Source organism: Amycolatopsis sp. NPDC114504 (assembly GCF_055633595.1).
In genome coordinates this window covers 802,706-823,593 of record NZ_JBVKDU010000002.1, presented here as the reverse complement: position 1 = coordinate 823,593, position 20,888 = coordinate 802,706, and the positions used below count along the sequence as shown (strand labels likewise).

The window sequence follows — 20,888 nt, the reverse complement described above, 5'->3', positions numbered from 1 at the left end:
GGTCGTCGCCGGCATGAGCGAAGAAGCAGCTACGACGAGCAAACCGACACCGGACGAGAGAACCGTAAAACGCGCCGTGTGGGCGTCCGCGATGGGCAACGCCACCGAGTGGTACGACTACGGCGTCTTCACCTCGGGCGCGATCGCGGTGAGCATCGGCACGCAGTTCTTCCCCGGTGAGGGGAACGCCGTGCTGAAGTCGCTCGCGCTGCTCGCAGTCGGGTTCATCGTGCGGCCGTTCGGCGGGGCGTTCTTCGGGCCCCTCGGCGACAAGATCGGCCGCAAGCGGGTCCTCGCCGTCACGATCCTGCTGATGTCGGGGTGCACGTTCCTGGTCGGCGTCCTGCCGACGTATTCCGGCGGCTACAGCATGGGTATCGCGGCCCCGATCGCGATCCTGCTGCTCCGGATCATCCAGGGCTTCTCGACCGGTGGTGAGTACGGCGGAGCGGCGACGTTCATCGCCGAGTACTCACCGACGAAGCGTCGGGGGTTCTTCGGCAGCTTCCTGGAGCTCGGCACGCTGGGCGGCTACGTGCTCGGCAACCTCGTGGTGCTGTCGGTGACGCTCTCGCTGTCGGCCGACCAGGTGGACGCCTGGGGCTGGCGGATCCCGTTCTTCGTCGCGCTGCCGCTCGGCCTGATCGGGCTCTACCTGCGGAACAAGCTCGAGGACACCCCCGAGTTCCGCCGGATGGAAGCCGCGGGCGAGAAGCCGCACAAGGCGCCGCTGAAGGAGATCTTCGTCCGCAACTGGCGGATGATCCTCAACCTGATCGGCATCGTGCTGCTGCTGAACGTCGCGGACTACCTGCTGCTGACGACCATGCCGACGTACTTCACGGACACGCTGAAGATCAACGACAACACGTCGACGTTGATCATCATCGCCGTCGAAGTCATCCAGATGGCGATCATCATCCCGCTCGGCGCGCTGTCCGACCGGATCGGCCGGAAACCGCTGCTGCTCACCGCGGCCATCGGGTTCCTGGTGCTGAGCTGGCCGAGTCTCAAGCTGATGCAGTCCGGCAGCATCTTCTGGCTCTTCGTCGGCTTCCTGATCGTGGCGCTCCTGCTGGTGCTGATGCTCGCGGTGATCGGCTCGACGTTCCCGGCGATGTTCCCGACGCGGGTGCGCTACGGCTCGTTCGCGATCGGCTACAACATCTCGACGTCGCTGTTCGGTGGTACCTGCGGTGTCATCGTGACGGCGTTGATCAAGAGCACCGGCAACGAGGACTGGCCGGCGTACTACCTGATGGCCGCGGCGCTGATCGCGATCATCCCCATCATCAAGATCCCGGAGACGTCGCAGGTCCCGATGGACCAGATCGACACCGCCGACAGCGGCGGCAAGCTGACCTCCGCGGGCGCTCAGCGCTGAGCGTCCGCCGGAAACACGTGTGCCCCGCCCGGATCACCGGGCGGGGCACACGTGCGTCGTGGGTCAGCTGGCGTCGCTACGAGGAGCGAAGCGCTTGCGGGACCAAGCGGCGAGCGAGCCTGCGATGACGACAGCGATTCCGGTTTCGACGATGAGCGCGGCGAGCACCATGTGCTTCCTCCTCGGGTTCTCGGGCCGGCGGCAGAGCGTCCGGCTGAGCAGTTTCCAGTGTCCGTTCGGAACACCACACGGCATATCGCCACGGGACGCCCGGGTATTTCGTCGGAAACCCACATCGAGGCGGTGATCTGCGCCACGTCACTGACCTGCGGAAACGTCTAACGCGTCGTGGTCGCGACGGGTGCTTTCTGGCTCGTCTCGGTCGGGTTCGCCGAGGGCGGTGACGTCGGCCGTTCGGCCTTCCGGGTGGACGGCGTCGGCACGGTCGTCTTCGACGAGCGCGGCGGCGTCCGGCCCGGCTGGGCCTCCGGCGGCGCGATCGAGGTCGCCGGAACCTCGGCGGGTGACGGCGAGCTGGGGGTGGTGGTGCCGATCGTGGAGAGCCCCGGGTCGGCCGGCTGCACGGGGTCCGGCGGCCCGGCGCGGTGACCGGCCAGGAAACCGGCCACCGCGAGGATCACCGCCGTCGCCGTCGAGGTGCCGGCGACCGCCCAGCGCTTGCGTCGTCGCCGGACCCGGCCGCCGCGCTCGATCACGTCGGTGGCTTCGAGGCGCATCGGCGGCTGCGTGCCGCCGGCCGCGCCGGTCAGGAACGCGCGGACGTCGTCTTCGGGGTCCATGTTCGTCACCTCCCCTCCGTGGTCGCGCTGAAGGTCAGCGCGTAGTGCGGGCCGAGCCGGTTGCGCAGCGTCGCCAGGCCCCGGGAGGCCTGGCTCTTCACCGTGCCGGTGCTGCAGCCGAGGGCCTGCGCCGTCTCCTCGACGCTCAGGTCCTCGAAGTACCGCAGCACCAGCACGGCGCGCTGCTTGGGAGCCAGTACGGCCAAAGCCTGCCGGACCAGCATGTCCTGCTCGCTCCCGGCGTTCTCGGCCGGGAGCTCCGGTGGTGCGTCGGTGAGCCGCTCCCGTTTCCACCTGCTGCGCCGGTGCTCGGCGAGGAACGTGCGCAGCACGACCTTCCGGGCGTAGGCGTCCAAGGCGTCGTGGCGCGACAGCCTCGGCCAGGCGAGGTAGAGCTTGAGCAGCGCGGCCTGCGTGAGGTCCTCGGCCTGGTGCCAGTCACCGCAGAGCAGGAAGGCCGTGGACCGCAGGCTGTGCGCGCGCTCGCCGAAGTACCGGGCGAACTCGCCGTCCCACGGCGAGCTCGGCCCGGTCGACGGACGGGAGCGGGAGATCACCGAGCTACCGGGTCACCCCGATGGCCGGCAGGTGCAGGTCGCCGGTCGGCCCGGCGGGCACGGCCACGGGGACGCGCTGCGGGCGCGCGGAAGGTGCCTTCGTCGCCTCACGCGGCGGCGCGGGCACGGCGGTCGGCGCCTTGGTCGGCTTGCGGCTGGTGGTCGGGACGGCGGACGGCGGCTCGGTGGGCCGGGCGGTCGTGGTCGGTGCCGGCGGCTGCGCCTCCGAAGCCAGCGCGATGCCACCGGTCAGGGCACCACCGGCGAGCACGAGAGCGCCGAGGGAAAGGGCGATACGGATACGCAAGACAGCTCCTCTTCTCGCGGGCGCGGCCGGGATCGGCGCGCCTCTGCCCTTAGTCATGCGGTGGGTGATCACCGGGGTTGCATCGAATTTCCCGCTGATCCCCAGGACGTTCGCCGAGGGGTTCGGTGGCCCGCGAAACGCGAACGGCCGGGAAGCCCGCGAGGGACTTCCCGGCCGCCCGGTGTTCCGTGAAAGGTCTCAGCCGGCCAGCGCCGACAGCTTCTGCCAGCCCGCCCAGTCGTACGTCCAGTCGCTGTAGTCGCCGTCCTTGGCGCTCAGCGTCTGCGTGCTGCCGGTGATCTCGACCGGGTCACCGGTGAGCACGCCGTCGTAGTACTCCTTGGCCCGCGCGGGCGAGAGGTTCAGGCAGCCGTGCGAGATGTTCTTCTTGCCCTGCGCCCAGACCGACGCCGCGAGGCCGTGGATGAACTCGCCGTTGTTGGAGATCCGGACCGCCCACGGCACCACGACGTTCTCGTAGTGGTACTTCGGGTTGCTCATCGCGTACGTGGACTGCTTGCCCATCACGACGTGCACGCCGCTGTGGGTGACGCGGCCCGGGTCGGAGTCGAGGCCGTAGCTCACCGGGTAGTCGGCGATCTGCTGGCCGTCGCGGATCACCTGCATCGTGTGCTGCGTGGTGTTGCCCTTGACGATCTGCGAGCGGCCGATGGTGAAGCTCGCCGACACGTCCTGCTTGCCGTAGGTGCCTTCACCGATCTTGACGCCGTAGATCTTGGCGTTGACCTTCACCGTGGTGCCCGGCTTGTAGTACTCCTTGGGCCGCCAGTGCACCGAGGTGTCGCCGTCCGTCCAGCCCCACGAGCCTTCGGTCTTCGGCGTGGTCTCGACCGACAGCGCCTTCTCGACGGAAGCCTTGTCGGTGACGCGGCTCGGGAAGGACAGCGCGATCGGCATCGCGATGCCGTACGTCTGCCCGTCGCCGACGTTCAGGCTGGCCGACGTCTGGCGCTTCGGCTTCACCGTGGTGAAGGCGCCGCCGATCGCCACGTTCTTGCCGTCGGCGCCCTGCGCCTGGCCGGACCAGGTGTAGGTCTTGCCGTAGCCGAGCTGTTCGGTGGTGTTCCAAGTCTTCTTGTCCGCCGACGTCTGCCCCTGGACCTGCTTGCCGTCCGGGTTCGTCAGCGTGACCGAGACGATCGTGCCGCTGTCGACCTGCACGCCGACCGGTTCCCCGGGCGGCACGTCCTGCGCGCCGCCGGCCGGCGTCACGGTCAGCTTCGCCGGCTGCGCGGTGGGCGCCGGCGCGGAAGTCGGGCCCCCGCCCGAAGTCCCGCTCGCCGACACCGTCGGTTCACTGCTGCACGCCCCCAGCGTGAGAGCGGCGACCAAGCCCAGTGCCACAGCAGCGCCCCGGCGCCGTGTGGAAGTCCTCACCGTCAACCCATTCCCCTTTGCCCCTTTGGTGCTTCCCCTCTTCGAGACGTCTCGCGGACCTGCGACGTTGAGCAAGACTGACGTGACGAAGGTCACAACCGCTTGCCGACGCTGCTTAACAGAGGGGGCACGAGTGACTCCGAGCCGTATCCGGTGATCACGGTGTCGCTGTGCTGCGCAAGACTAACCGGTGGGTCCGACAGAACGTGGCGGGAGCCCTACGACGTTCCGGTGACCTTGGCCCGGACCGGCGTTTTTCGCCTCGATCACGGGGTTCAACTTTGGCCAGATCCCGGTAGTCTGCTGGGAGGCCGTCGTTTTGCGTGTTCGTGGCTTCACACTCGCGGAACTTCTGACGCGAGCCATGGAGCCGACACGCTCTTGACTCGTCTCGTTGGAACCGCCCGGGACGGTCGGGGTGCCGCTTCGGTGGCATTCGAAGCGGATCTGTGTAACGAGGAGAACAGCGGTGGCGCAAGGCACTGTGAAGTGGTTCAACGCGGAGAAGGGCTTCGGCTTCATCGCGCAGGACGGCGGCGAAGGCGACGTGTTCGTTCACTACTCGGAGATCGAGGGCCGCGGTTTCCGCACCCTCGAGGAGAACCAGCGAGTGGAGTTCGAGGTCGGCCAGGGACAGAAGGGCCCGCAGGCCCAGAAGGTCCGCGCGATCTGAGACCGGGGCTTGTTCCGGTCAGTCCACCGCGCCACGTACACAGACCGCTGGTTCCGTGCACAAGTCATGCGGCGGGCGACGGCTGAGACAAGCCTCGCAGGCCCTTTAGCGTTGTCTTAAGGCCTGAGCGAAGGGCCCCCGGTTCGCGCCGGGGGCCCTTCGTCATGAAGAGGGCTGGACGCTCGGCGTCGTCCGGACGTTCAGCGTCGTCCGGCGGCCGGCGCGTCGAAGGCGTCGGCGGGGAAGTGGAATTCGTCGGTGAGGTCGGTCAGCTCGCCGAAGTCGCCGAGATCCCCGGCCTGCTGCCGCTGATCCTGCAGCGAAGAGGCCTGACCTTCCCAGTTGAGCCGCTCGAGGATCCACTCCTGAGCGAGCGCCTGGGGCGAGATTTCCCGGTCTTCGGCGATGTCCTTCAGCTGCTGGTTGGCGATGAGGCTCATCCGCAGCTGGATGACCTGAGCTTCCCCGAACCGCTTACCGGTCCCGGTGCTCTCGTTGTCGGCATCAGGGGCCAGGGCGGCAAGGTAGGAGGTGAGTTCCTTGTCCTCGACAACACCATCATCCGCAGGCTTCGCGGCACCACGATGGCGTCCGGAGGACGCGGCTTTGAGGTTCGTCCGGCTGCTCAAGCGGCCAAGGGAGGGAAGAGGCACGCCAGCCACGATAACGGTTAGGTCTCACCCCGCAAACCACTGTGAGCCACAACACGCCAAGCGGTCGCCCCAATCGGCCCAGCGGCAACCCACTCGGAGCAGCACTAAACAACAGAGTGCAACAACCGCCTAACGCAAAGGGTCGATCAAGCGGGCAACGCAGAATCCCCCGAGGTGACAGGCCCGCGCACGCTGCCGGCGGCCGCCGCGCAGGCGGCAGGCGGAGTTTCCGTGAGTGGCGGCGAGGGGAGAAGAGCCGGGCGTGGAGGTGCAGCGGCGGAGGGCTCGTGAATGGGGCCGGCGGGGCGGGGCATAGCGATGGAGGGTTCGCGCGTCGAGGGGCGGGACGAGGAGCCGGGCGCGGGGGCGCAGAGGGCGCGTGAATGGTGCGGCGGGTCGGGCCCGAGCAGGAGGGGCGGCGCCAGAAGAGATGTGTGCGCGAGAAGAGGGGGCACGGAAGGTGCGGCAGGGATCGCCAGGGCGCAAAGCGCCCGAGGCGAAAACCAGCCACGCTGGAAGCCGAACCAGAGGCACCGTGGGGGGTCCGGGGGGCTCGGCCCCCCGGGTAATACGCCGGAATGAACTGGGGGAGGCGAAGGGCGAAGCCCGAGCACCCCAGAAAATGGAGGACCCCCGCGCCAGGGGGAGGAACGCGGGGGTCGGAGGGGATCTCCACAGGCGCTGACCGGGGGTGTGTCAGCACTTCGATTGTTGCACGAGTTCCCCCGCTGGGCGAGTGGAGAGCGGGATTTTTCCGCGTGCGGTGTCACTTCCGTCCCAGGTGACCGTCGTTCGGGTGGTCCCCTTCTCTCTCCGTGCTGATTGCGCTGCGTTGAGCGGAGCGTGGCCTCAGGTTCACTCTCCGGGGGGCTGTGTGTGGCGGCCGACGCTGGTTAGCCTCGCGGCCAAGCTGTTGTGAGCCGTATGGAGGGGCTATGAGCGGGTCTGTTGAAGTGCGGCAGTTCCTCCTTCGGTACGAAGGTGCCGATGGGGGGAGTGCTCCGTTCGCCGGGGGGTTGCCGGCGCAGCGGAGTGGGGCCGCGGATGCGCAGCGGGTGTCGGATGATCAGGTCCGGCGGGCTCGGCTGGCGGTGGCGAATGGTGCGCTGGGTGTCGAGGACTGCGTGCAGCTGCTGGAGATGCTGGGCTTGGATCTGGACGAGGGCGGGCAGGCGCCGGTTCAGCGCTGAGGTTGCGGGGGCCGGGGGCCTGGCGGGGGTTCGCTGGGCCTGTCCGGTGATGTTCGTGCTGGTTGTCGCCGTTTCCGGTGAGTGATTCGCAAGGTCGTCCGGCTTCCTTGACGCGGGTTTTGTAACAGTGTTACGTTTGCCGGGTCGAAAGGGGACGGACATGACGACGACCGAAGGTGCGGTGGGACCGGCGAACCGGATCCGGCCGGTGGTCCAGGTGCTGGGCGGCAGGTTCATGACGTCGCCGGAGCTGGCGGCGGTCGAGGCGGAGGCCGGGCTGCCGCCGCGTTCGCTCTACGTGCGGGGGCGCTCGGCGGTCCTCGGGGACGTCCCGCCGAAGGTGGCCGCGGAGCTGTTCGGGATCTTTCCGCACTGGCTGTTCGAGTTCGTCCTGCCGACGGCGACGGCGGCCTTGGACGCACCCGCGTCCGTCCGCGCCTACGCGGAGTCATCGGCTCGCTGGTCGCGCGTCAACCTTTCGGCCGTATCTGAGCCCGGCCGTCTGGCGGAGCTGCTGTTCCGCGTCATCGACGCGTCGGACGCGAGCGGGCTGGCGCTGTTCGCCGGTTGGAAGAACGCTTCGCGTCCCACCGAAGACGTCGAACGGCTCGGGTTCGCGTTGATGGTCTTCCGCGAGCTGCGCGGCGGCCTGCACTTCGCGGCGCTGCGGGCGATGGGCCTGTCGGTGCCGGAGGCGGTGATCGCGGACCCGGAGGGTGGCCGCGAGCGGTTGCTGCGCACGGCGTGGCCGGCGGAGGCGGCCGACGAGCTGGTGGCGGCGGCCGCGCGGAAGCCGGATCTGCGCGACCGGTGGGAGCGAGCGGAGTCCCTGACGGACGTTCGCGTCGACGAGCTTTTGGCATCGGCGCTGACGTCGGCGGAGCTGGCCGAGCTCGAAAGTCGCTTGGCTGAGCTGTTTGCGCAGGTCGCGGCTTCGCCGGGGGCTTAAGGGAACCCCCGTGCAAAGCGGTGGTGGCGTGCCCTATGCTTGTAATCGCTCCCGGGGGGACCTGAGAGCGCGGTCGGTCGGTCACCCGAAACCGACCGGGCTCCCATCGTCCAGCGGCCTAGGACTCCGCCCTTTCAAGGCGGCAACGCGGGTTCGAATCCCGTTGGGAGTACGCAGTACTGTAGTAGAAGCAAGTGCAAGGCCCTGTGGCGCAGTTGGTTAGCGCGTCGCCCTGTCACGGCGAAGGTCGCGGGTTCGAGTCCCGTCAGGGTCGCAAGATCGTTCGGCTCCTTGCCGGCGTTCCCGGCCAGGTAGCTCAGTTGGTACGAGCGTCCGCCTGAAAAGCGGAAGGTCGCCGGTTCGACCCCGGCCCTGGCCACCGCTCACGAGACCGCTCTGACTCAGGTCAGGGCGGTTTTCTCGTATCCGGGCCGATCTTGGCCGTGGCCGCTGTTGACCTTGGTTGGCTGCCAAGGATGCTGGTGTGGCGGAGCGTATGAAAGAGATCTGGGATGCCGAGGCGGCATCGTTCGACGAGCAGCCGGATCATGGCCTGAGAGACCCGTCGGTGCGGGCAGCGTGGTCCGATCTTCTTCTGCCGCTGATGCCGACGGCTCCCGCCACGGTGGTCGACCTCGGTTGCGGGACGGGCAGTCTCGCCGTCCTGCTGGCCCAGGCCGGGTACGCCGTGGACGGCGTGGATCTGTCCGGCCGGATGCTCGCCGTAGCCGAGGAGAAGGCCGAAGCGGCAGGGGTGAGCGTCGGGCTTCGCGAGGGCGACGCCGCCAACCCCCCGTGCTCGCCCGGCACGTTTGATGTCGTCCTCGCGCGGCACGTGCTGTGGGCGATGCCCGATCCGGCCGCCGCTCTGAGCAACTGGGTGCGTCTCCTGAAGCCGGGTGGTCGTCTGGTGCTCGTCGAAGGTCGCTGGTTCACCGGGGCAGGGATCTCGGCGGACGAGTGCGAACGACTCGTGCGTGCTCGTCGAGAGGACGCCACGGTGACGCTGCTGGACGACCCCTCTCTGTGGGGCGGTCCGATCGAAGATGAGCGGTATGTGCTTGTCAGTCTCAGCTGAACGGTCAAGCACCGCTCTGGTTCCACGCCGCCGCTAGGCCGAACGAGTGAACCGCGCGACGCCGTGTCCGGACCGCGCACCCGGCGCCGACCACCCGGCGAAAGGCAGCCCACCCGGGGCCGCCGCCCACAGCGGGGAGCCGACGTGCGATACCTCCTTACCCTCCACATGAACCCGACCCTCTGGGCCACCCTCACCGACGACCAGAAGAACGGCGTCTACGAAGGCCACGGCGACTTCATCAAGCTCGTCACCGGCACCGGCGAAATGGTCGAGACCAAGGCGCTCGCCGAACCGGCCGAAACCAAGACCGTTCGCGTCAAGGACGGCGCGACCGACGTCGGCGACGGCGCCTTCGTCGAGTCGGAGGCCTTCCTCTGTGGCTACTACGTCGTCGACGTCGCAACCGAAGCGCGCGCTGTCGAGCTGGCCGCGATGATTCCCGATGCGCAGTACGCCGCCGTCGAGGTGCGGAAGATCGTGCACGAAGGTTGACCTCCAGCGAGGTCGAGGGTGCACGCTGAAGCCATGACCAGCGAGTGGGGCTCCGACGCCGTCGACCTGGACGCCTACCTGACCAGGGTCGGGCAACGACGACGGCCGCCGTCCGAAGAAGCGCTCGGAGAGCTCGTGCGCGCGCACGTCCGGGCCATCCCCTTCGAGAACGTCGACGTCGTTCTCGGGCAGCACCAAGGGATTTCGCTCGACGTCGTGAGCGCGAAGCTCGTCGGACGGCGGCGGGGCGGCTACTGCTACGAACAGAGTGGCCTCTTCGCCGCCGTCCTCGAACAGCTCGGCTACACCGTCCACCGGCTCGCCGCGCGCGTCCAGCCGCGGCGGCCGGGGCCGTACACCCACATGACGCTCGTCGCCGAGATCGAGGGAAAACGCTTCCACGCCGACGTCGGGTTCGGGGCCGGGATCCTCGCCCCGATGCCGCTCGTCGACGGCCAGGAAACCGACCAGGCCGGCTGGCCGCACCGGCTGACCGAAAAGAACGGCTGGTGGACGCTGAGCAAGGGCGACGAGGACCTGCTCGACTTCCGGCTCGACGGCATGCACCCCATCGACTACGAGGTCTACCACCACTACACCTCGACGCACCCGAAGTCGCCGTTCACCGGACGGCTGGTGATCATGACGCTCGAGCCGGGCGTCAGCCGGAAGCTGCTGGGCCGCGAGCTGACCGTCGAAAAGCCCGACGGCACCAGCGAAACCACCACCGTCGCGCCGGAGGAGCTCGACGCCACCCTCAAGGACCTCGGGATCGAGCTGACCGCGGACGAGCTCGACCGGCTCAAAACCCTTTACTGACCGAACAGCTCGGCCGCCGGCACCGGCCGGCCCAGGTGGTAGCCCTGGGCCTGGTCGCAGTCCAACGCGCGGAGCAGCTCCACCTGCTCCGCGGTCTCGACGCCCTCGGCGATCACCGTCAGGTCGACGGCGTGGGCCATCGCGATGATGCTCGTGACGATCGCCGCCGCGTCGCGGGATTCGGCGATGCCGGTGATGAACGAGCGGTCGATCTTGAGCGTGTCCAGCGTCAGCCGGCGCAGCTGCGCGAGCGACGAATACCCGGTGCCGAAGTCGTCGATCGCCAGCAGGACACCCAGTGACCGCAGGGAAGCCAGTACTTCGGCGGCCGCTTCCTGGTCGCGCATCAACGCGCTCTCGGTGACTTCCAGGCAGAGCGCGCCGGCCGGCAGCCCGGTGTTGGCCAGCGCGTCCTGCACGGCGGGCACCAGGTGCGGGTCGTCGAGCTGGCGGGTCGACAGGTTGACCTTCAGCGTCAGGTCCAGACCTTGGTCACGGCGGCGGGTGGCGAGCTCGCGCGTCGTCGCGCGGAGCATCTCCTTGCCGATCACGTTGATCAGGTCGCTCTCTTCGGCGAGCGGGATGAACTCCACCGGCGAGATCGCGCCGTGGCGGGGGTGCGTCCAGCGCAGCAACGCCTCGACCGCGACCATTTCGCCGGTCTTCAGGTCGACGACCGGCTGGTACGCGGGCCAGAGCTGACCGTCGTGCACCGCGTCGCGCAGGTCCTGCTCCATCCGCAGCCGCCGCTGCATCCGCTCGCGCAGGCCGACGTCGAAGAAGTGGTGCCGCCCCCGGCCGAGCGTCTTGGCCTGGTACATCGCGACGTCGGCGTCGCGCAGCAGGTCCTCGGCGCTTCGACGGTCGGCGCTGCCGACGAGCACGACGCCGATGCTGGCGTCGAGGTGCAGCTGCCGGCCAAGCACGCCGATCGGTTCGGCCAGCGCGGCCCGCAGGTGCTCGGCCAGCGCGCGGACCTCGCCGGGTTCGGTGACCTCGCCGGTGACGACGACGAACTCGTCGCCGCCGAGCCTGCCCACCAGGTCGTCGCGGCCGGAGCAGCGGCGCAGGCGCTCGCCGACGATCCGCAGCACCTGGTCGCCGACCGAGTGCCCGAGCGAGTCGTTGATGACCTTGAACTTGTCCAGGTCGAGGAACAGCACGGTGACCGCGCCGCGGCCGCCGCCGTCGAGCCGGTCGAGCACCAGGGTCCGGTTCGCGAGGCGGGTGAGCGGGTCGTGGGTCGCGTCGTGCGCGAGGCGCGCGCTGATCGCGCGGGTCTCGGTGATGTCGGTGAACGACGTGACGACGGCCCTCGCCGTGGGGTCGTCGGGGTTGAGCAGCCGCGAGGTCAGCGACACCCAGACGTCGCGGCCGTCGGGCCGGCGCAGCCGCACGACCAGGCCGTTGTGCGTGACGCCGGTCCGCCGGGTCTGCACGGACGGCGTCTCGTCCGGCGGGATCCAGTGCCCGGACTCGGTGAACAGCACGAGCGTGTGGCACGGGACGCCGATCAGCTCGGCTTCGGCGACGCCGAGGATCCGGCAGGCCGCCGGGTTCGCCGCCTCGATGAGCCCGCCCGGGCCCATCACCAGCACACCTTCGTCCAGGGAGGTGACGACCGTGCGGTAGTTCTGCTCGGCCCGCCGCCGCGCGGTTTCGTCCGCGCAGACGAGCACGTACCCGTCGTTCATCTCAGCTGCCGAAACGCGGACCGCCAAGGGGGCGCCGTCCCGCCGCCGGTGCAGCGCTTCGGTGATCCCGCCGCCGCGCAGGTCGAGCGGCGCGCCGACCAGCTCGCTCGCCCGCCGTCCGACGGCTTCGGCCGCGGTCCAGCCGTACACCGCTTCGGCGGCCGGGTTCCAGCTGGTCACGACGCCTTCGCCGGTGGTCGCGATCAACGCGTCGCTGACGTGGGACACGAGCGCCGCCTGGTAGCGGAGGGCGTCCGCGGCCGCTTTCTTCGCCGTGATGTCCCGCATGACGACCTGGTAGGCGGGCCCGTCGAGGCGCACGGACACCGTCTCGACGGCGAACTTGCTCCCGTCCAGCCGGGACATCAGGGCTTCGACCGGCTCGCTGGCCTGACCCGGCTCGGTGAGCAACGCGAGCTTCTCCACGACGGCGGCGCGCGACTCCTCGGCGACGAAGTCGGTGAACCGGCGGCCGACGACCTCGGCCGCGGACCGCGCGGCGAACGTCTCGAGGGCCGCGCGGTTGGCATAGGTCAGGACGCCGTGCTCGTGGACGCAGATCGCGTCCGGACTCAGCTCGACCAGTGCGGCGAGGGAGCCTGCCTCCATGAGCGTCGTCCCCCTGGCAGTCGGCGTGTGGCTCGGTCGATTACACCACCGACTCCGGCCCCTGCCTACCCGCCGGAATCCGGGCCCTGCCTGCGGCTGGGCCGCGCAGCCGCGGCCCCCAGAACAGCAGCCCGAAGTGCGCGGCGACGGCGTGGCCGAGCAGCGTGACGACCGAGTCGAGGCTCGCCGGGTCGTCGGCGAGCCAGATCACCGCGATGAACGCTTCCACGGCGGCCAGCGCGGCCAGGCGCGCGCGGCCGCGGAGCAGGAAGACGAGCGCGCCGGCCGTCGTGAAGAAGCCGTAGCTGACGCCGATGTCGAGCCAGTGCCCGGCCGAGTTCGGCAGGACGTGGGTGCTGATCAGGGCCATCACCGGCAGCTCGGTGACGAGCGTGGCCAGCACGTGACCGGAGAAGAACACGGTCGCCGCGCGGCGGGCGCCGAACCGGCGTTCCAGCGGCGCGACGGCGATCGCGAAGATCACGACGTAGACGACCCAGCCTTCGTCGGACAGCCAGATCGCGCTGGTCAGCAGCGAGGTCAGCGGCCGTCGCCACAGGTTGTGGGCGTCGGTGCTGGACAGCTGGAGCAGCCGGTCGGTCAGCACCGGGTCGGCGAACCTGAGCAGCAGCGTCGTGCCGAGCAGGAGCACGAGGTAACCGAACGTGAAGGGGGTCACCTTCGGAGTGGGGATGATCTTGCCGAACGCCGTCAGGCCGCGACGCGGAACGGCGATCCGGGGGACCGGCCGATCGGCTTTCAGCAGCATGGTTCGAGCATCGCCCGTCATGCTGGGAGTCTCCCGAACCGCAGCTGTGAATCCGCTGTGGAATGTCACTCACGGTCAAACTGAACGTTACGTGACGAATTTTTGCCGAAAACTCACCCTTTTGGGGGGCTTGTGCGGTAAAAATACGGCCACGACGTCGGCCGAAAGGCCTTCCGGAAAGGTCTGTCGGGGTGAACGACGAGGTATCGGTCGCCGAGCTGCTCGTGCGCGAGGGCTGGGGCGACCGTTCGGCACCGGGCCAGTCGCGGTGGCGCGTGCTGGCGGTGATGCTCGCCGTCGTCATCGGCTGCGGGGCCGCGGCGGTGCTGGTCGGCCTCGGCGGCAAGGGCACCCCGGACGCGTCCCCGGTCGACCAGATCCAGGTCATCCCGTTCCCCCAGCGCACCACCGGGCTGGGTGGCGCCGGCCAGGCCACGGACTCCCCGCCGGAGGGCGGTACCGGTGGCGGCGACGTCGTCCCCGGCGTGGGCGTCCCCCGCGAGACCGTCACCGAAGTGCCGGGCACCGACCCGACCACCGAAACCAGCGCGGACTCCACGACGCCGACCACCTCGTCGACGAACCCCGGCGGCTCGGTCACCCCGACCACGACGCCGGCGGGTGGTCAGCCGCCGGCCCACACGCCGACGCCGACCAAGACGACGACGTGCCTGCTCGTCATCTGCTGGTGATCAGGCCAGTTTCTCCGCGAGGTCGCTGAAGTCCGAGGTGTTCCACCGCTCCGGGCGCATCACGATCGCGATGTTGCTCCCGTGGGTGTCGTCGGTCGCGTCGGTGTACGCCTCGCTGACGCCCGGGGGCAGGTAGCGGGCCGCCATCTCGTGGCGCTGGTCCTTCGTCATCGGCCACGACTCCACCACCGGACCCTCGACCGAGACGTACTTGTAGACGCCGTCCTGCTGCTGGACGCACAGCGAGAAGCGGCCGGCCGCCTCGATCAGCCGGGTCTTGCGCAGGCCGGGCGAGGTCATCACGACGACATCGCCGCCCGGCTCGTAGCGGTACCAGATCGGCGTGGTCAGCGGTGCCCGGCCGGTTTCGGCCGTCACGCTGAGGACGCCGACCTGCGGCCGGGCGAGGAACTCTTCGCGCTCTTCGACTGTCATCTTGCGGGCCATCGCCGTCTCCTTAAAGCCATCCGATTTGCCTTAAAGATAGCCGCACTCGGACGACAAAAGCAAGCTTGTTTGCTTTAAGATGAACCCATGACCCGACCCGGCGGCCGCAGCGCCCGCGTCCGAGACGCCGTGCACGACGCCGTCGTCGAGCTGCTCGCCATCGGCGAGATCAACGCGGCGATCCCGAAGATCGCCGAGCGGGCGGGCGTGAACCCGACGAGCGTCTACCGGCGCTGGGGCAGCCGCGAGCAGCTGCTGCTCGACGCCGCCGTGACGCGCCTGCGCGCGACGTCGCCGATCCCGGACACCGGCACGCTGCGCGGCGACCTGCTCGGCTGGGCCGAGGGGGTCGAACACGCGATGTGCGACCCGCGCGGCCAGATCCTGCTGCGCGCGCTCGTCGCCACCCTGGGGCCGGACAAGCAACCGCTCGAGTACCTCAAGGCACGCGGCGAAGACCTGCAGGCGACGCTCGACAGGGCCGCGGCGCGTGGTGAGGACGTGCCGACGGTCGACGAAATCCTCGACTTCGTCCTGGCCCCGCTCTACCTGCGGGTGCTGTTCCGGCGCCCGGTCGAAGCGGGCACCGGCGGCAAGCTTGTCGAACGGCTGCTCACGGCGCTTCGAGCAGGTCCGGCTCCGGACGCCGGCCGAGGTGGTTGAACAGCAGGTTCAGCGCGAACGCCAGCACCGCCGCCACCGTGATCGAGCTGCCGCAGATCGTCTGCAGCCATCCCGGGAAGTGCTGGAAGATCTTCGGCGCGAACGCCGGCAGGAGGCCGACGCCGAGCGCGACCGCGACGATGAAAGTGTTGTGGTTGCCCGAAAACTCGACCTTCTTGAGGTTCTGCGCGCCGACCGCGGCGACCATCGCGAACATCACCACCGCGACCCCGCCGACCACCGGCTGCGGGATCGCCGCGATGAACGCGCCGATCTTCGGGACCAGGCCCATCAGCACCAGGATCCCGCCGGTCACCGCGACCACCCAGCGGCTGCGCACGCCGGTCATCCGCACCAGCCCGACGTTCTGCGCGAACGCCGTGTCGGGGAAGGAGTTCAGCACGCCGCCGAGCACGGCCGAGAAGCCGTCGGTGGCCAGGCCGCGCGCGAGGTCGGAGTCGGTCGGCGGGCGCCCGGTGATCTCCCCGACGGCGATCATGTCCGCGGTCGACTCGGTGAACGTCACCAGCATGACCACGCACATCGAGAGGACCGCGGCGATCGGGAACGTCGGCGCGCCGAAGTGGAACGGCGACGCGAGCCCGAACCAGCTCGCCGCGCCGAGCCCGTCCCAGTGCACGAGCCCCATCGGGATCGCGACCACCAGGCCGATCGCCAGGGCGAGCAGCGGCCCGATCTGGTTGGCGAACCCGCGCAGCACCCGCGTGAACAGCACCAGCAGCGCGAGCACGCCGAACGCGAGCAGGATGTGCGACAGGGCCGCGTAGTCCGGTGCGGTCGGGTCGTTGCCCGCGATCAGCCCCGCGCCCGGGCCGAGCAGCGAGACGCCGATGACGAGCAGCAGCGTCCCGGTGACCAGCGGCGGGAAGAAGCGGATCAGCTTCGCGAACGGCCTGGCGATGAGCAGCCCGAAGACGCCGGATGCCAGCATCGCGCCGTAGACCGCGGGCAGGCCGTACTGGGACGCGATCAGGATCATCGGGTTGACGACGCTGAACGTCGCGCCCGCGACCACCGGCAGCCGGATGCCGAGGATCTTCCCGATGCCGATCGACTGGATCAGCGTCGCGATGCCCGCGACGAGCAGGTCGGCGTTGACCAACAGCCCGATCGTCGCCGCGTCCAGTTTCAACGCGCTGCCGACGATCAGCGGCACGGCGACCGCGCCCGCGTACATGATCGACATGTGCTGCAGGCCGAGCAGTGCCAGCCGTCCGGCCGGCAGGCCCTGGTCGACGGGGTGGACCGCGGGTTTCGTCATGATCAAGCCCCCTGGTTCGACGGCGCAGCCGCGCTACAGCGAACGCGGTGCGCGTGACGGTAGCAAGAACCCGGCGTCATGATCTTGTTTCAGGGGGCGGCGCGACGGCCGGGAATGTGTGACCATCGGTGCATGACTTCGGGCGGTATTTCCCAGGTGGGCCCGCCGTTTCGCGCCGATCACGTCGGGAGCCTCCTGCGGCCCCCGGTGCTGCGCGACGCGCGACGGCGGCGTGAAAGCGGTGAGATCAACGCGGAGCAGCTCCGCGCGGTCGAGGACGACACGATCCGCGACGTCATCAAGATGCAGCGGGTCGCCGGGCTCGCCTCGGCGACCGACGGCGAGTTCCGGCGCGCGTCGTGGCACATGGACTTCATCTACGCGCTCGGCGGCATCTCCAAGAGCGACCAGCGGCTGCACGTCAAGTTCCACAACCTGGCGGGCGACCTCGAGTTCAGCCCGCCGGGCCTGCAGGTCGACGGCAAGGTGCGGCTCGACGAGCCGATCTTCGCCTCGCACTTCGAGTTCCTGAAGTCCCATGTGGACCCCGGCGTGACGCCGAAGCTGACCATCCCGTCGCCGAGCATGGTCTACTACCGCGGCGGCCGGGCGGCGGTGAGCGAAAGCGTCTACCCGGACCTCGAAGAGTTCTTCGCCGACCTGAGCGCGGCGTACGCGGCGCAGGTCTCCGCGGTGCACGGGCTCGGCTGCCGGTACCTGCAGCTGGACGACACGAGCCTGGCGTACCTCAACGACCCGGCGCAGCGGGAGCTCGTCGCGCGGATGGGCGGCGACCCGGACACCCAGCACGTGCGCAACATCGCGACGATGAACGCGGCGCTGGCCGGCCGCCCCGACGACCTCAGGGTGACGACCCACCTGTGCCGCGGCAACTTCCGGTCGTCGTGGGTCGCGTCCGGGAGCTACGAGTTCGTCGCCGAGGCGCTGTTCGGCGAGCTGGCCGTCGACGGGTTCTTCTTGGAGTTCGACGACGAACGCTCTGGTGGCTTCGAGCCGCTGCGGTTCGTGCCGAAGGGCAAGAAGGTCGTCCTCGGCCTGGTCACGACGAAGCGGCCCGAGCTGGAGGACGCGGACGCCCTGGTGCGGCGGATCGAGGAGGCGTCGCAGTACGTCGACATCGACCAGCTCTGCCTTTCTCCGCAGTGCGGGTTCTCCTCGACCGAGGAGGGCAACGACCTCACGTCGGACGACCAGCTGCGCAAGCTGGAGCTGATCGTGGCGACGGCCGACCGCGTCTGGGGCGGCCGGTGATCACGTGCGTCGTCGACTACGTCATCGACCCCGCGAAGATCACCGACTTCGAACGCTTCGCCGCCGCGTGGATGCGGCTGGTGCAGCGCGAAGGCGGGATCCACCACGGCTACTTCCTGCCGTCGGAAGGGGCGAGCGACGAAGCCCGGGCGCTGTTCAGCTTCGAGAGCTTCGCCGCGTACGAGCGCTACAGGACGCTGTTCGGCGTGGACCCGGACTTCATCGAGGCCGACAAGATCCGTGAGGAAAGCGGGTGCGTGGTCCGGTACCGACGGTCGTTCATGCGCCCGCTCCTGCCGGACGACGACCTCTGACGTGCGGCACAGCGCGCGGCGGCCGCCTTCGGTCGTGGATCGCGTCCTCGATCTGCTGGGCGCCTTCACGGCCGAACGGCCGCGGCTGACGCTGTCCGAGCTCAGCCGGCGCGTCGACCTGCCGCTGTCGACCACGCACCGGCTGGCCGGTGAGCTGACGCGGCGCGGCGCCCTCGTGCGCGACGAAGCGGGCGTCTACCGCGTCGGGCTGTGGCTGTGGGAAGTCGCTTCGCTCGCTCCGCACGGCGCTGAACTCCGCGAGAGCGCGATGCCGTTCCTGGAGGACCTCTACGAGGCCACGCACCAGAACGTGCAGCTCGCCGTGCTCGACGGCGCGGAGGTCGTCTACGTCGAGCGCATCTCGGGCCGCGGTGCGGTCAACGTCCTGACGCGCGTCGGCGGCCGGCTGCCCGCGCACGCCACCGGTGTCGGCCAGGTGCTGCTCGCGCACTCGCCGGCCGAGGTGCAAGAGGAAGTCCTCGGCGGCCCGCTCAAGACGTTCACGCCTAAGACGATCGGCTCGTCGTCGCAGCTGCGGCGGGTGCTGGCCGACGTCCGCCGCGACGGCTACGCGATCAGCGACGGCCAGATCGAGCTCATCTCCCTCTCGGTCGCGGCGCCGGTCCGCGACTCGACGGACGAGGTCGTCGCGGCGATCTCGGTGGTCGTCCCGGCCGAAGGGACGGACCCGCGGACGCTGGTCCCGGCCGTGCGGGCGGCCGCGCGCGGGATCTCCCGCGTGCTCGGGGCCCCGCGGACGCTGCGCTCCCCGGGGGATTCCTCGACGGCTTAAGCCTCTTGTGATCGGATGGCGGGCATGGGTGCGCAGAACACGGTGGTCGTCGTCGGGGCGGGTCAGAGCGGGTTCCAGGCGGTGGCGTCGCTGCGGGACCGCGGCTTCGACGGCCGGGTCGTGCTGGTCGGGGACGAGCCGGGGGTGCCTTACCAGCGGCCGCCGCTGTCGAAGGCCTACCTGGCCGGGACCGCCGGGATCGAGCAACTGCACCTGCGCGGCGAGGACTTCTTCGCCGAGAAGGACATCGAGCTGGTGGCGGGCCGCGTCGCGGAGATCGACCGCGAAGCGGCAAAGGTGCGCCTCGAAGACGGCACCGAGCTGGCGTACGACCACCTGATCCTGGCCACCGGCGCGCGCAACCGGACGCTGCCCGTCCCCGGCGCGGACCTGCCGGGCGTGCTGACCCTGCGCACCCGCGACGACGCCGACCGCCTGCGCGCGTCGCTCACCGGTGCCGAAAACGTCGTCGTGGTCGGCGGTGGGTTCATCGGGCTGGAGTTCGCGTCGCACGCCGGGCGTCCCGTGACGGTCGTCGAGGCCCAGGAGCGGCTCCTCAACCGCGTCGCGACGCCGGAGATCTCCGCCTACTTCGCCGCGCTGCACCGGGAAGCCGGGCACACGGTCCTGCTCGGCCAAGGCGTCTCGGCGCTGCACGGCGACGAACGGGTGCGCGATGTCGAGCTGTCCGACGGCCGCCGGCTGCCCGCCGACCTGGTCGTCATCGCCGTCGGCGTCGTGCCGGAGACGACGCTCGCCGAGGAGGCCGGGCTCGAGGTGGACAACGGCGTGGTCGTCGACGCGCACCTGCGGACGGCCGACGAAAAGATCTTCGCGATCGGCGACTGCGCGAACTTCCCGTGCGTGCAGGCCGGCGCCGCGACCCGGCTGGAGTCCGTGCAGAACGCCGTCGACCAGGCCCGGTGCGTCGCGGCGGCGATCACCGGCGCGCCCGAGCCGTACGCGAGCCTGCCGTGGTTCTGGACCGACCAGTCCGGCGCGAAGCTGCAGATCGCCGGGATCCTGTCGGGTGCCGACCGGACGGTGGTCGCGGGCGACCAGGCCGCGGGCAAGTTCTCGGTGCTGTCCTTCCGCGACGACGTCCTCATCGCGGTCGAGTCGGTGAACAAGCCGGCCGACCACATCGCCGCGCGACGCCTCTTCACCGCGGACCCGCACCCGGCGTACGCCGATCTCGAGGTGAGCGAGTTCGACTTGAAAGCGCACCTGAAGGCAGCGTCAACCCGAGGTTGACGACGGGGGATCGTCAACCTACAGTTGACGGCATGACCTTACCGACCAACATCAAGCTCGACGACCTCATCAGCGCCATCAAGAGCAACAACGAGACGGACGCCCTCGCCCAGCTGACCGACGCGGTTTACGTCGGACAGCACCTCGGCGAGGTCGCCGACCACCTCATCGGCCACTTCGTGGATCAGGCCCGGCGGTCCGGGGCGTCCTGGACCGAGATCGGCTCCAGCATGGGCGTCACGAAACAGGCCGCGCAGAAGCGGTTCGTGCCGAAGGTCGATCCCGGTGGCGATCCGAGCGGCAGCATCGAGCGCGTCTACGGCCGCTACACCGACCGCGCGCGGCACGTCGTCGTCGAGGCCCAGAAGGCGGCCGTGGACCACGGCAGCCCCGAGATCGACACCGTGCACATCGTGCTGGGCCTGCTCACCGAACCCGCGGCGCTCGCGGCCGGGGCGATCCTCGCCCAGGGTGTCCGGCTCGACGCCGTCCGCGAAGCCGCCGAAGCGCGGCTGCCCGAGCGAGTCGAGCCGGCGCCGAACCCGGTGCCGTTCAGCGCGGCGGGGAAGAAGGCGCTCGAGCTGACCATGCGCGAGGGACTGCGGCTCGGGCACAACTACATCGGCACCGAGCACATGCTGCTGGCGCTGCTCGAACAGCGGGAGGGCACCGGCTTCGAGGTGCTCGACGGCCTGGGCATCAAGAAGGACAAGGCCGAGGCGAAGATCGTGGAGGTGCTGGCGGAGATCCTCGCCGCCCGAGGGCAGTGAGACTCCTTCTGTTCGCCGCGCTTCTC

Annotated in this window: 23 protein-coding genes and 3 tRNA genes; 17 read left to right on the top strand and 9 right to left on the bottom strand. The window is 69.8% G+C overall.

Annotated features, from left to right (window positions below; translation table 11 throughout):
- The first annotated feature begins 91 nt into the window (after window positions 1–91).
- A complete protein-coding gene (locus ACZ7PG_RS15730; RefSeq protein ID WP_470239753.1) occupies window positions 92–1,384 on the top strand; it encodes an MFS transporter in 1,293 nt (430 codons plus the stop codon).
- Between the two features lie 338 nt (window positions 1,385–1,722).
- Here ACZ7PG_RS15730 and ACZ7PG_RS15725 read toward each other — a convergent pair whose 3' ends face one another.
- The 4 genes from ACZ7PG_RS15725 to ACZ7PG_RS15710 all read right to left on the bottom strand — a co-directional run bounded on the left by ACZ7PG_RS15725 (window position 1,723) and on the right by ACZ7PG_RS15710 (window position 4,446).
- Window positions 1,723–2,184, bottom strand: a complete 462-nt coding sequence (locus tag ACZ7PG_RS15725) for a hypothetical protein (protein WP_470239752.1) — start codon at window positions 2,182–2,184, stop codon at window positions 1,723–1,725.
- Window positions 2,185–2,189: 5 nt separating this feature from the next.
- Window positions 2,190–2,741 carry a SigE family RNA polymerase sigma factor gene (locus ACZ7PG_RS15720; protein WP_470239751.1) on the bottom strand — a complete coding sequence of 184 codons (552 nt, stop codon included), beginning with the start codon at window positions 2,739–2,741 and terminating at the stop codon, window positions 2,190–2,192.
- Window positions 2,742–2,745: 4 nt separating this feature from the next.
- The gene (locus tag ACZ7PG_RS15715) at window positions 2,746–3,048 is read right to left on the bottom strand and encodes a hypothetical protein (protein WP_470239750.1); all 303 of its coding nucleotides are present in this window, start codon (window positions 3,046–3,048) and stop codon (window positions 2,746–2,748) included.
- Window positions 3,049–3,246: 198 nt separating this feature from the next.
- Window positions 3,247–4,446 carry a L,D-transpeptidase gene (locus tag ACZ7PG_RS15710; protein WP_470239749.1) on the bottom strand — a complete coding sequence of 400 codons (1,200 nt, stop codon included), beginning with the start codon at window positions 4,444–4,446 and terminating at the stop codon, window positions 3,247–3,249.
- A gap of 469 nt (window positions 4,447–4,915) precedes the next feature.
- Between ACZ7PG_RS15710 and ACZ7PG_RS15705 the strand changes: the two genes are divergently transcribed.
- Window positions 4,916–5,119 (top strand): cold-shock protein, encoded by a 204-nt coding sequence (locus tag ACZ7PG_RS15705; RefSeq protein WP_003097368.1) that lies wholly within the window; start codon window positions 4,916–4,918, stop codon window positions 5,117–5,119.
- A 200-nt stretch (window positions 5,120–5,319) separates the two neighbouring features.
- On the opposite strand, the gene ACZ7PG_RS15700 is transcribed toward ACZ7PG_RS15705, so the two are convergent.
- Window positions 5,320–5,772 (bottom strand): hypothetical protein, encoded by a 453-nt coding sequence (locus tag ACZ7PG_RS15700; protein WP_470239748.1) that lies wholly within the window; start codon window positions 5,770–5,772, stop codon window positions 5,320–5,322.
- Between the two features lie 935 nt (window positions 5,773–6,707).
- Here ACZ7PG_RS15700 and ACZ7PG_RS15695 point away from each other — a divergent pair.
- From ACZ7PG_RS15695 to ACZ7PG_RS15660, 8 genes are all read left to right on the top strand, one after another.
- A complete protein-coding gene (locus tag ACZ7PG_RS15695; protein ID WP_470239747.1) occupies window positions 6,708–6,962 on the top strand; it encodes a hypothetical protein in 255 nt (84 codons plus the stop codon).
- A 160-nt stretch (window positions 6,963–7,122) separates the two neighbouring features.
- Window positions 7,123–7,911 (top strand): SCO6745 family protein, encoded by a 789-nt coding sequence (locus tag ACZ7PG_RS15690; RefSeq protein ID WP_470239746.1) that lies wholly within the window; start codon window positions 7,123–7,125, stop codon window positions 7,909–7,911.
- Between the two features lie 99 nt (window positions 7,912–8,010).
- Window positions 8,011–8,083 (top strand) — tRNA-Glu (locus ACZ7PG_RS15685).
- A gap of 28 nt (window positions 8,084–8,111) precedes the next feature.
- Window positions 8,112–8,185 (top strand) — tRNA-Asp (locus ACZ7PG_RS15680).
- Window positions 8,186–8,216: 31 nt separating this feature from the next.
- Window positions 8,217–8,290: transfer RNA gene (locus tag ACZ7PG_RS15675), tRNA-Phe, on the top strand.
- Window positions 8,291–8,395: 105 nt separating this feature from the next.
- On the top strand, window positions 8,396–8,989 hold the full coding sequence (locus ACZ7PG_RS15670) for a class I SAM-dependent methyltransferase (RefSeq protein ID WP_470239745.1): 594 nt from the start codon (window positions 8,396–8,398) through the stop codon (window positions 8,987–8,989).
- Window positions 8,990–9,133: 144 nt separating this feature from the next.
- A complete protein-coding gene (locus tag ACZ7PG_RS15665; protein ID WP_470239744.1) occupies window positions 9,134–9,484 on the top strand; it encodes a YciI family protein in 351 nt (116 codons plus the stop codon).
- A gap of 33 nt (window positions 9,485–9,517) precedes the next feature.
- Entirely contained in the window at window positions 9,518–10,303 is a 786-nt protein-coding gene (locus ACZ7PG_RS15660; protein ID WP_470239743.1) for an arylamine N-acetyltransferase family protein, read from the top strand.
- On the opposite strand, the gene ACZ7PG_RS15655 is transcribed toward ACZ7PG_RS15660, so the two are convergent.
- Both ACZ7PG_RS15655 and ACZ7PG_RS15650 read right to left on the bottom strand, forming a co-directional pair.
- The gene (locus ACZ7PG_RS15655) at window positions 10,297–12,606 is read right to left on the bottom strand and encodes a sensor domain-containing protein (RefSeq protein WP_470239742.1); all 2,310 of its coding nucleotides are present in this window, start codon (window positions 12,604–12,606) and stop codon (window positions 10,297–10,299) included. The genes ACZ7PG_RS15660 and ACZ7PG_RS15655 overlap by 7 nt on opposite strands.
- Before the next feature lie 40 nt (window positions 12,607–12,646).
- On the bottom strand, window positions 12,647–13,375 hold the full coding sequence (locus ACZ7PG_RS15650; protein WP_470239741.1) for a rhomboid-like protein: 729 nt from the start codon (window positions 13,373–13,375) through the stop codon (window positions 12,647–12,649).
- Between the two features lie 191 nt (window positions 13,376–13,566).
- Between ACZ7PG_RS15650 and ACZ7PG_RS15645 the strand changes: the two genes are divergently transcribed.
- The gene (locus ACZ7PG_RS15645; RefSeq protein WP_470239740.1) at window positions 13,567–14,067 is read left to right on the top strand and encodes a hypothetical protein; all 501 of its coding nucleotides are present in this window, start codon (window positions 13,567–13,569) and stop codon (window positions 14,065–14,067) included.
- Here ACZ7PG_RS15645 and ACZ7PG_RS15640 read toward each other — a convergent pair whose 3' ends face one another.
- Entirely contained in the window at window positions 14,068–14,514 is a 447-nt protein-coding gene (locus ACZ7PG_RS15640) for a pyridoxamine 5'-phosphate oxidase family protein (protein WP_470239739.1), read from the bottom strand.
- Between the two features lie 87 nt (window positions 14,515–14,601).
- On the opposite strand from ACZ7PG_RS15640, the gene ACZ7PG_RS15635 reads away from it, so the two are divergent.
- The gene (locus ACZ7PG_RS15635) at window positions 14,602–15,177 is read left to right on the top strand and encodes a TetR/AcrR family transcriptional regulator (RefSeq protein WP_470239738.1); all 576 of its coding nucleotides are present in this window, start codon (window positions 14,602–14,604) and stop codon (window positions 15,175–15,177) included.
- Here the strand turns inward: ACZ7PG_RS15635 and ACZ7PG_RS15630 are convergent.
- On the bottom strand, window positions 15,128–16,459 hold the full coding sequence (locus tag ACZ7PG_RS15630; protein WP_470239737.1) for a nucleobase:cation symporter-2 family protein: 1,332 nt from the start codon (window positions 16,457–16,459) through the stop codon (window positions 15,128–15,130). The genes ACZ7PG_RS15635 and ACZ7PG_RS15630 overlap by 50 nt on opposite strands.
- 132 nt (window positions 16,460–16,591) lie before the next feature.
- On the opposite strand from ACZ7PG_RS15630, the gene ACZ7PG_RS15625 reads away from it, so the two are divergent.
- The 5 genes from ACZ7PG_RS15625 to ACZ7PG_RS15605 are packed head-to-tail and all read left to right on the top strand — an operon-like array spanning window position 16,592 to window position 20,862.
- Window positions 16,592–17,731, top strand: a complete 1,140-nt coding sequence (locus ACZ7PG_RS15625; protein ID WP_470239736.1) for a 5-methyltetrahydropteroyltriglutamate--homocysteine S-methyltransferase — start codon at window positions 16,592–16,594, stop codon at window positions 17,729–17,731.
- On the top strand, window positions 17,728–18,045 hold the full coding sequence (locus ACZ7PG_RS15620; RefSeq protein ID WP_284744609.1) for an NIPSNAP family protein: 318 nt from the start codon (window positions 17,728–17,730) through the stop codon (window positions 18,043–18,045). Before ACZ7PG_RS15625 ends, ACZ7PG_RS15620 begins: the two co-directional genes overlap by 4 nt.
- Window position 18,046: 1 nt before the next feature.
- Window positions 18,047–18,838: an IclR family transcriptional regulator gene (locus ACZ7PG_RS15615; RefSeq protein ID WP_470239735.1), complete on the top strand. Its 792-nt coding sequence runs from the start codon at window positions 18,047–18,049 to the stop codon at window positions 18,836–18,838.
- A 24-nt stretch (window positions 18,839–18,862) separates the two neighbouring features.
- The gene (locus tag ACZ7PG_RS15610; RefSeq protein ID WP_470239734.1) at window positions 18,863–20,092 is read left to right on the top strand and encodes an NAD(P)/FAD-dependent oxidoreductase; all 1,230 of its coding nucleotides are present in this window, start codon (window positions 18,863–18,865) and stop codon (window positions 20,090–20,092) included.
- Between the two features lie 32 nt (window positions 20,093–20,124).
- A complete protein-coding gene (locus ACZ7PG_RS15605) occupies window positions 20,125–20,862 on the top strand; it encodes a Clp protease N-terminal domain-containing protein (protein WP_470239733.1) in 738 nt (245 codons plus the stop codon).
- The last annotated feature ends 26 nt before the right edge of the window (window positions 20,863–20,888 follow it).

What these genes read in the sequence shown, in the direction of transcription:
- ACZ7PG_RS15730 (WP_470239753.1), top strand. Translation starts at nt 92, where the DNA reads ATGGGCAACGCCACCGAGTGGTACGACTACGGCGTCTTCACCTCGGGC.
- ACZ7PG_RS15725 (WP_470239752.1), bottom strand. Translation starts at nt 2,184, where the DNA reads ATGGACCCCGAAGACGACGTCCGCGCGTTCCTGACCGGCGCGGCCGGC.
- ACZ7PG_RS15695 (WP_470239747.1), top strand. Translation starts at nt 6,708, where the DNA reads ATGAGCGGGTCTGTTGAAGTGCGGCAGTTCCTCCTTCGGTACGAAGGT.
- ACZ7PG_RS15690 (WP_470239746.1), top strand. Translation starts at nt 7,123, where the DNA reads ATGACGACGACCGAAGGTGCGGTGGGACCGGCGAACCGGATCCGGCCG.
- ACZ7PG_RS15660 (WP_470239743.1), top strand. Translation starts at nt 9,518, where the DNA reads ATGACCAGCGAGTGGGGCTCCGACGCCGTCGACCTGGACGCCTACCTG.
- ACZ7PG_RS15655 (WP_470239742.1), bottom strand. Translation starts at nt 12,606, where the DNA reads ATGGAGGCAGGCTCCCTCGCCGCACTGGTCGAGCTGAGTCCGGACGCG.
- ACZ7PG_RS15650 (WP_470239741.1), bottom strand. Translation starts at nt 13,375, where the DNA reads ATGCTGCTGAAAGCCGATCGGCCGGTCCCCCGGATCGCCGTTCCGCGT.
- ACZ7PG_RS15640 (WP_470239739.1), bottom strand. Translation starts at nt 14,514, where the DNA reads ATGGCCCGCAAGATGACAGTCGAAGAGCGCGAAGAGTTCCTCGCCCGG.
- ACZ7PG_RS15635 (WP_470239738.1), top strand. Translation starts at nt 14,602, where the DNA reads ATGACCCGACCCGGCGGCCGCAGCGCCCGCGTCCGAGACGCCGTGCAC.
- ACZ7PG_RS15630 (WP_470239737.1), bottom strand. Translation starts at nt 16,459, where the DNA reads ATGACGAAACCCGCGGTCCACCCCGTCGACCAGGGCCTGCCGGCCGGA.
- ACZ7PG_RS15625 (WP_470239736.1), top strand. Translation starts at nt 16,592, where the DNA reads ATGACTTCGGGCGGTATTTCCCAGGTGGGCCCGCCGTTTCGCGCCGAT.
- ACZ7PG_RS15610 (WP_470239734.1), top strand. Translation starts at nt 18,863, where the DNA reads ATGGGTGCGCAGAACACGGTGGTCGTCGTCGGGGCGGGTCAGAGCGGG.
- ACZ7PG_RS15605 (WP_470239733.1), top strand. Translation starts at nt 20,125, where the DNA reads ATGACCTTACCGACCAACATCAAGCTCGACGACCTCATCAGCGCCATC.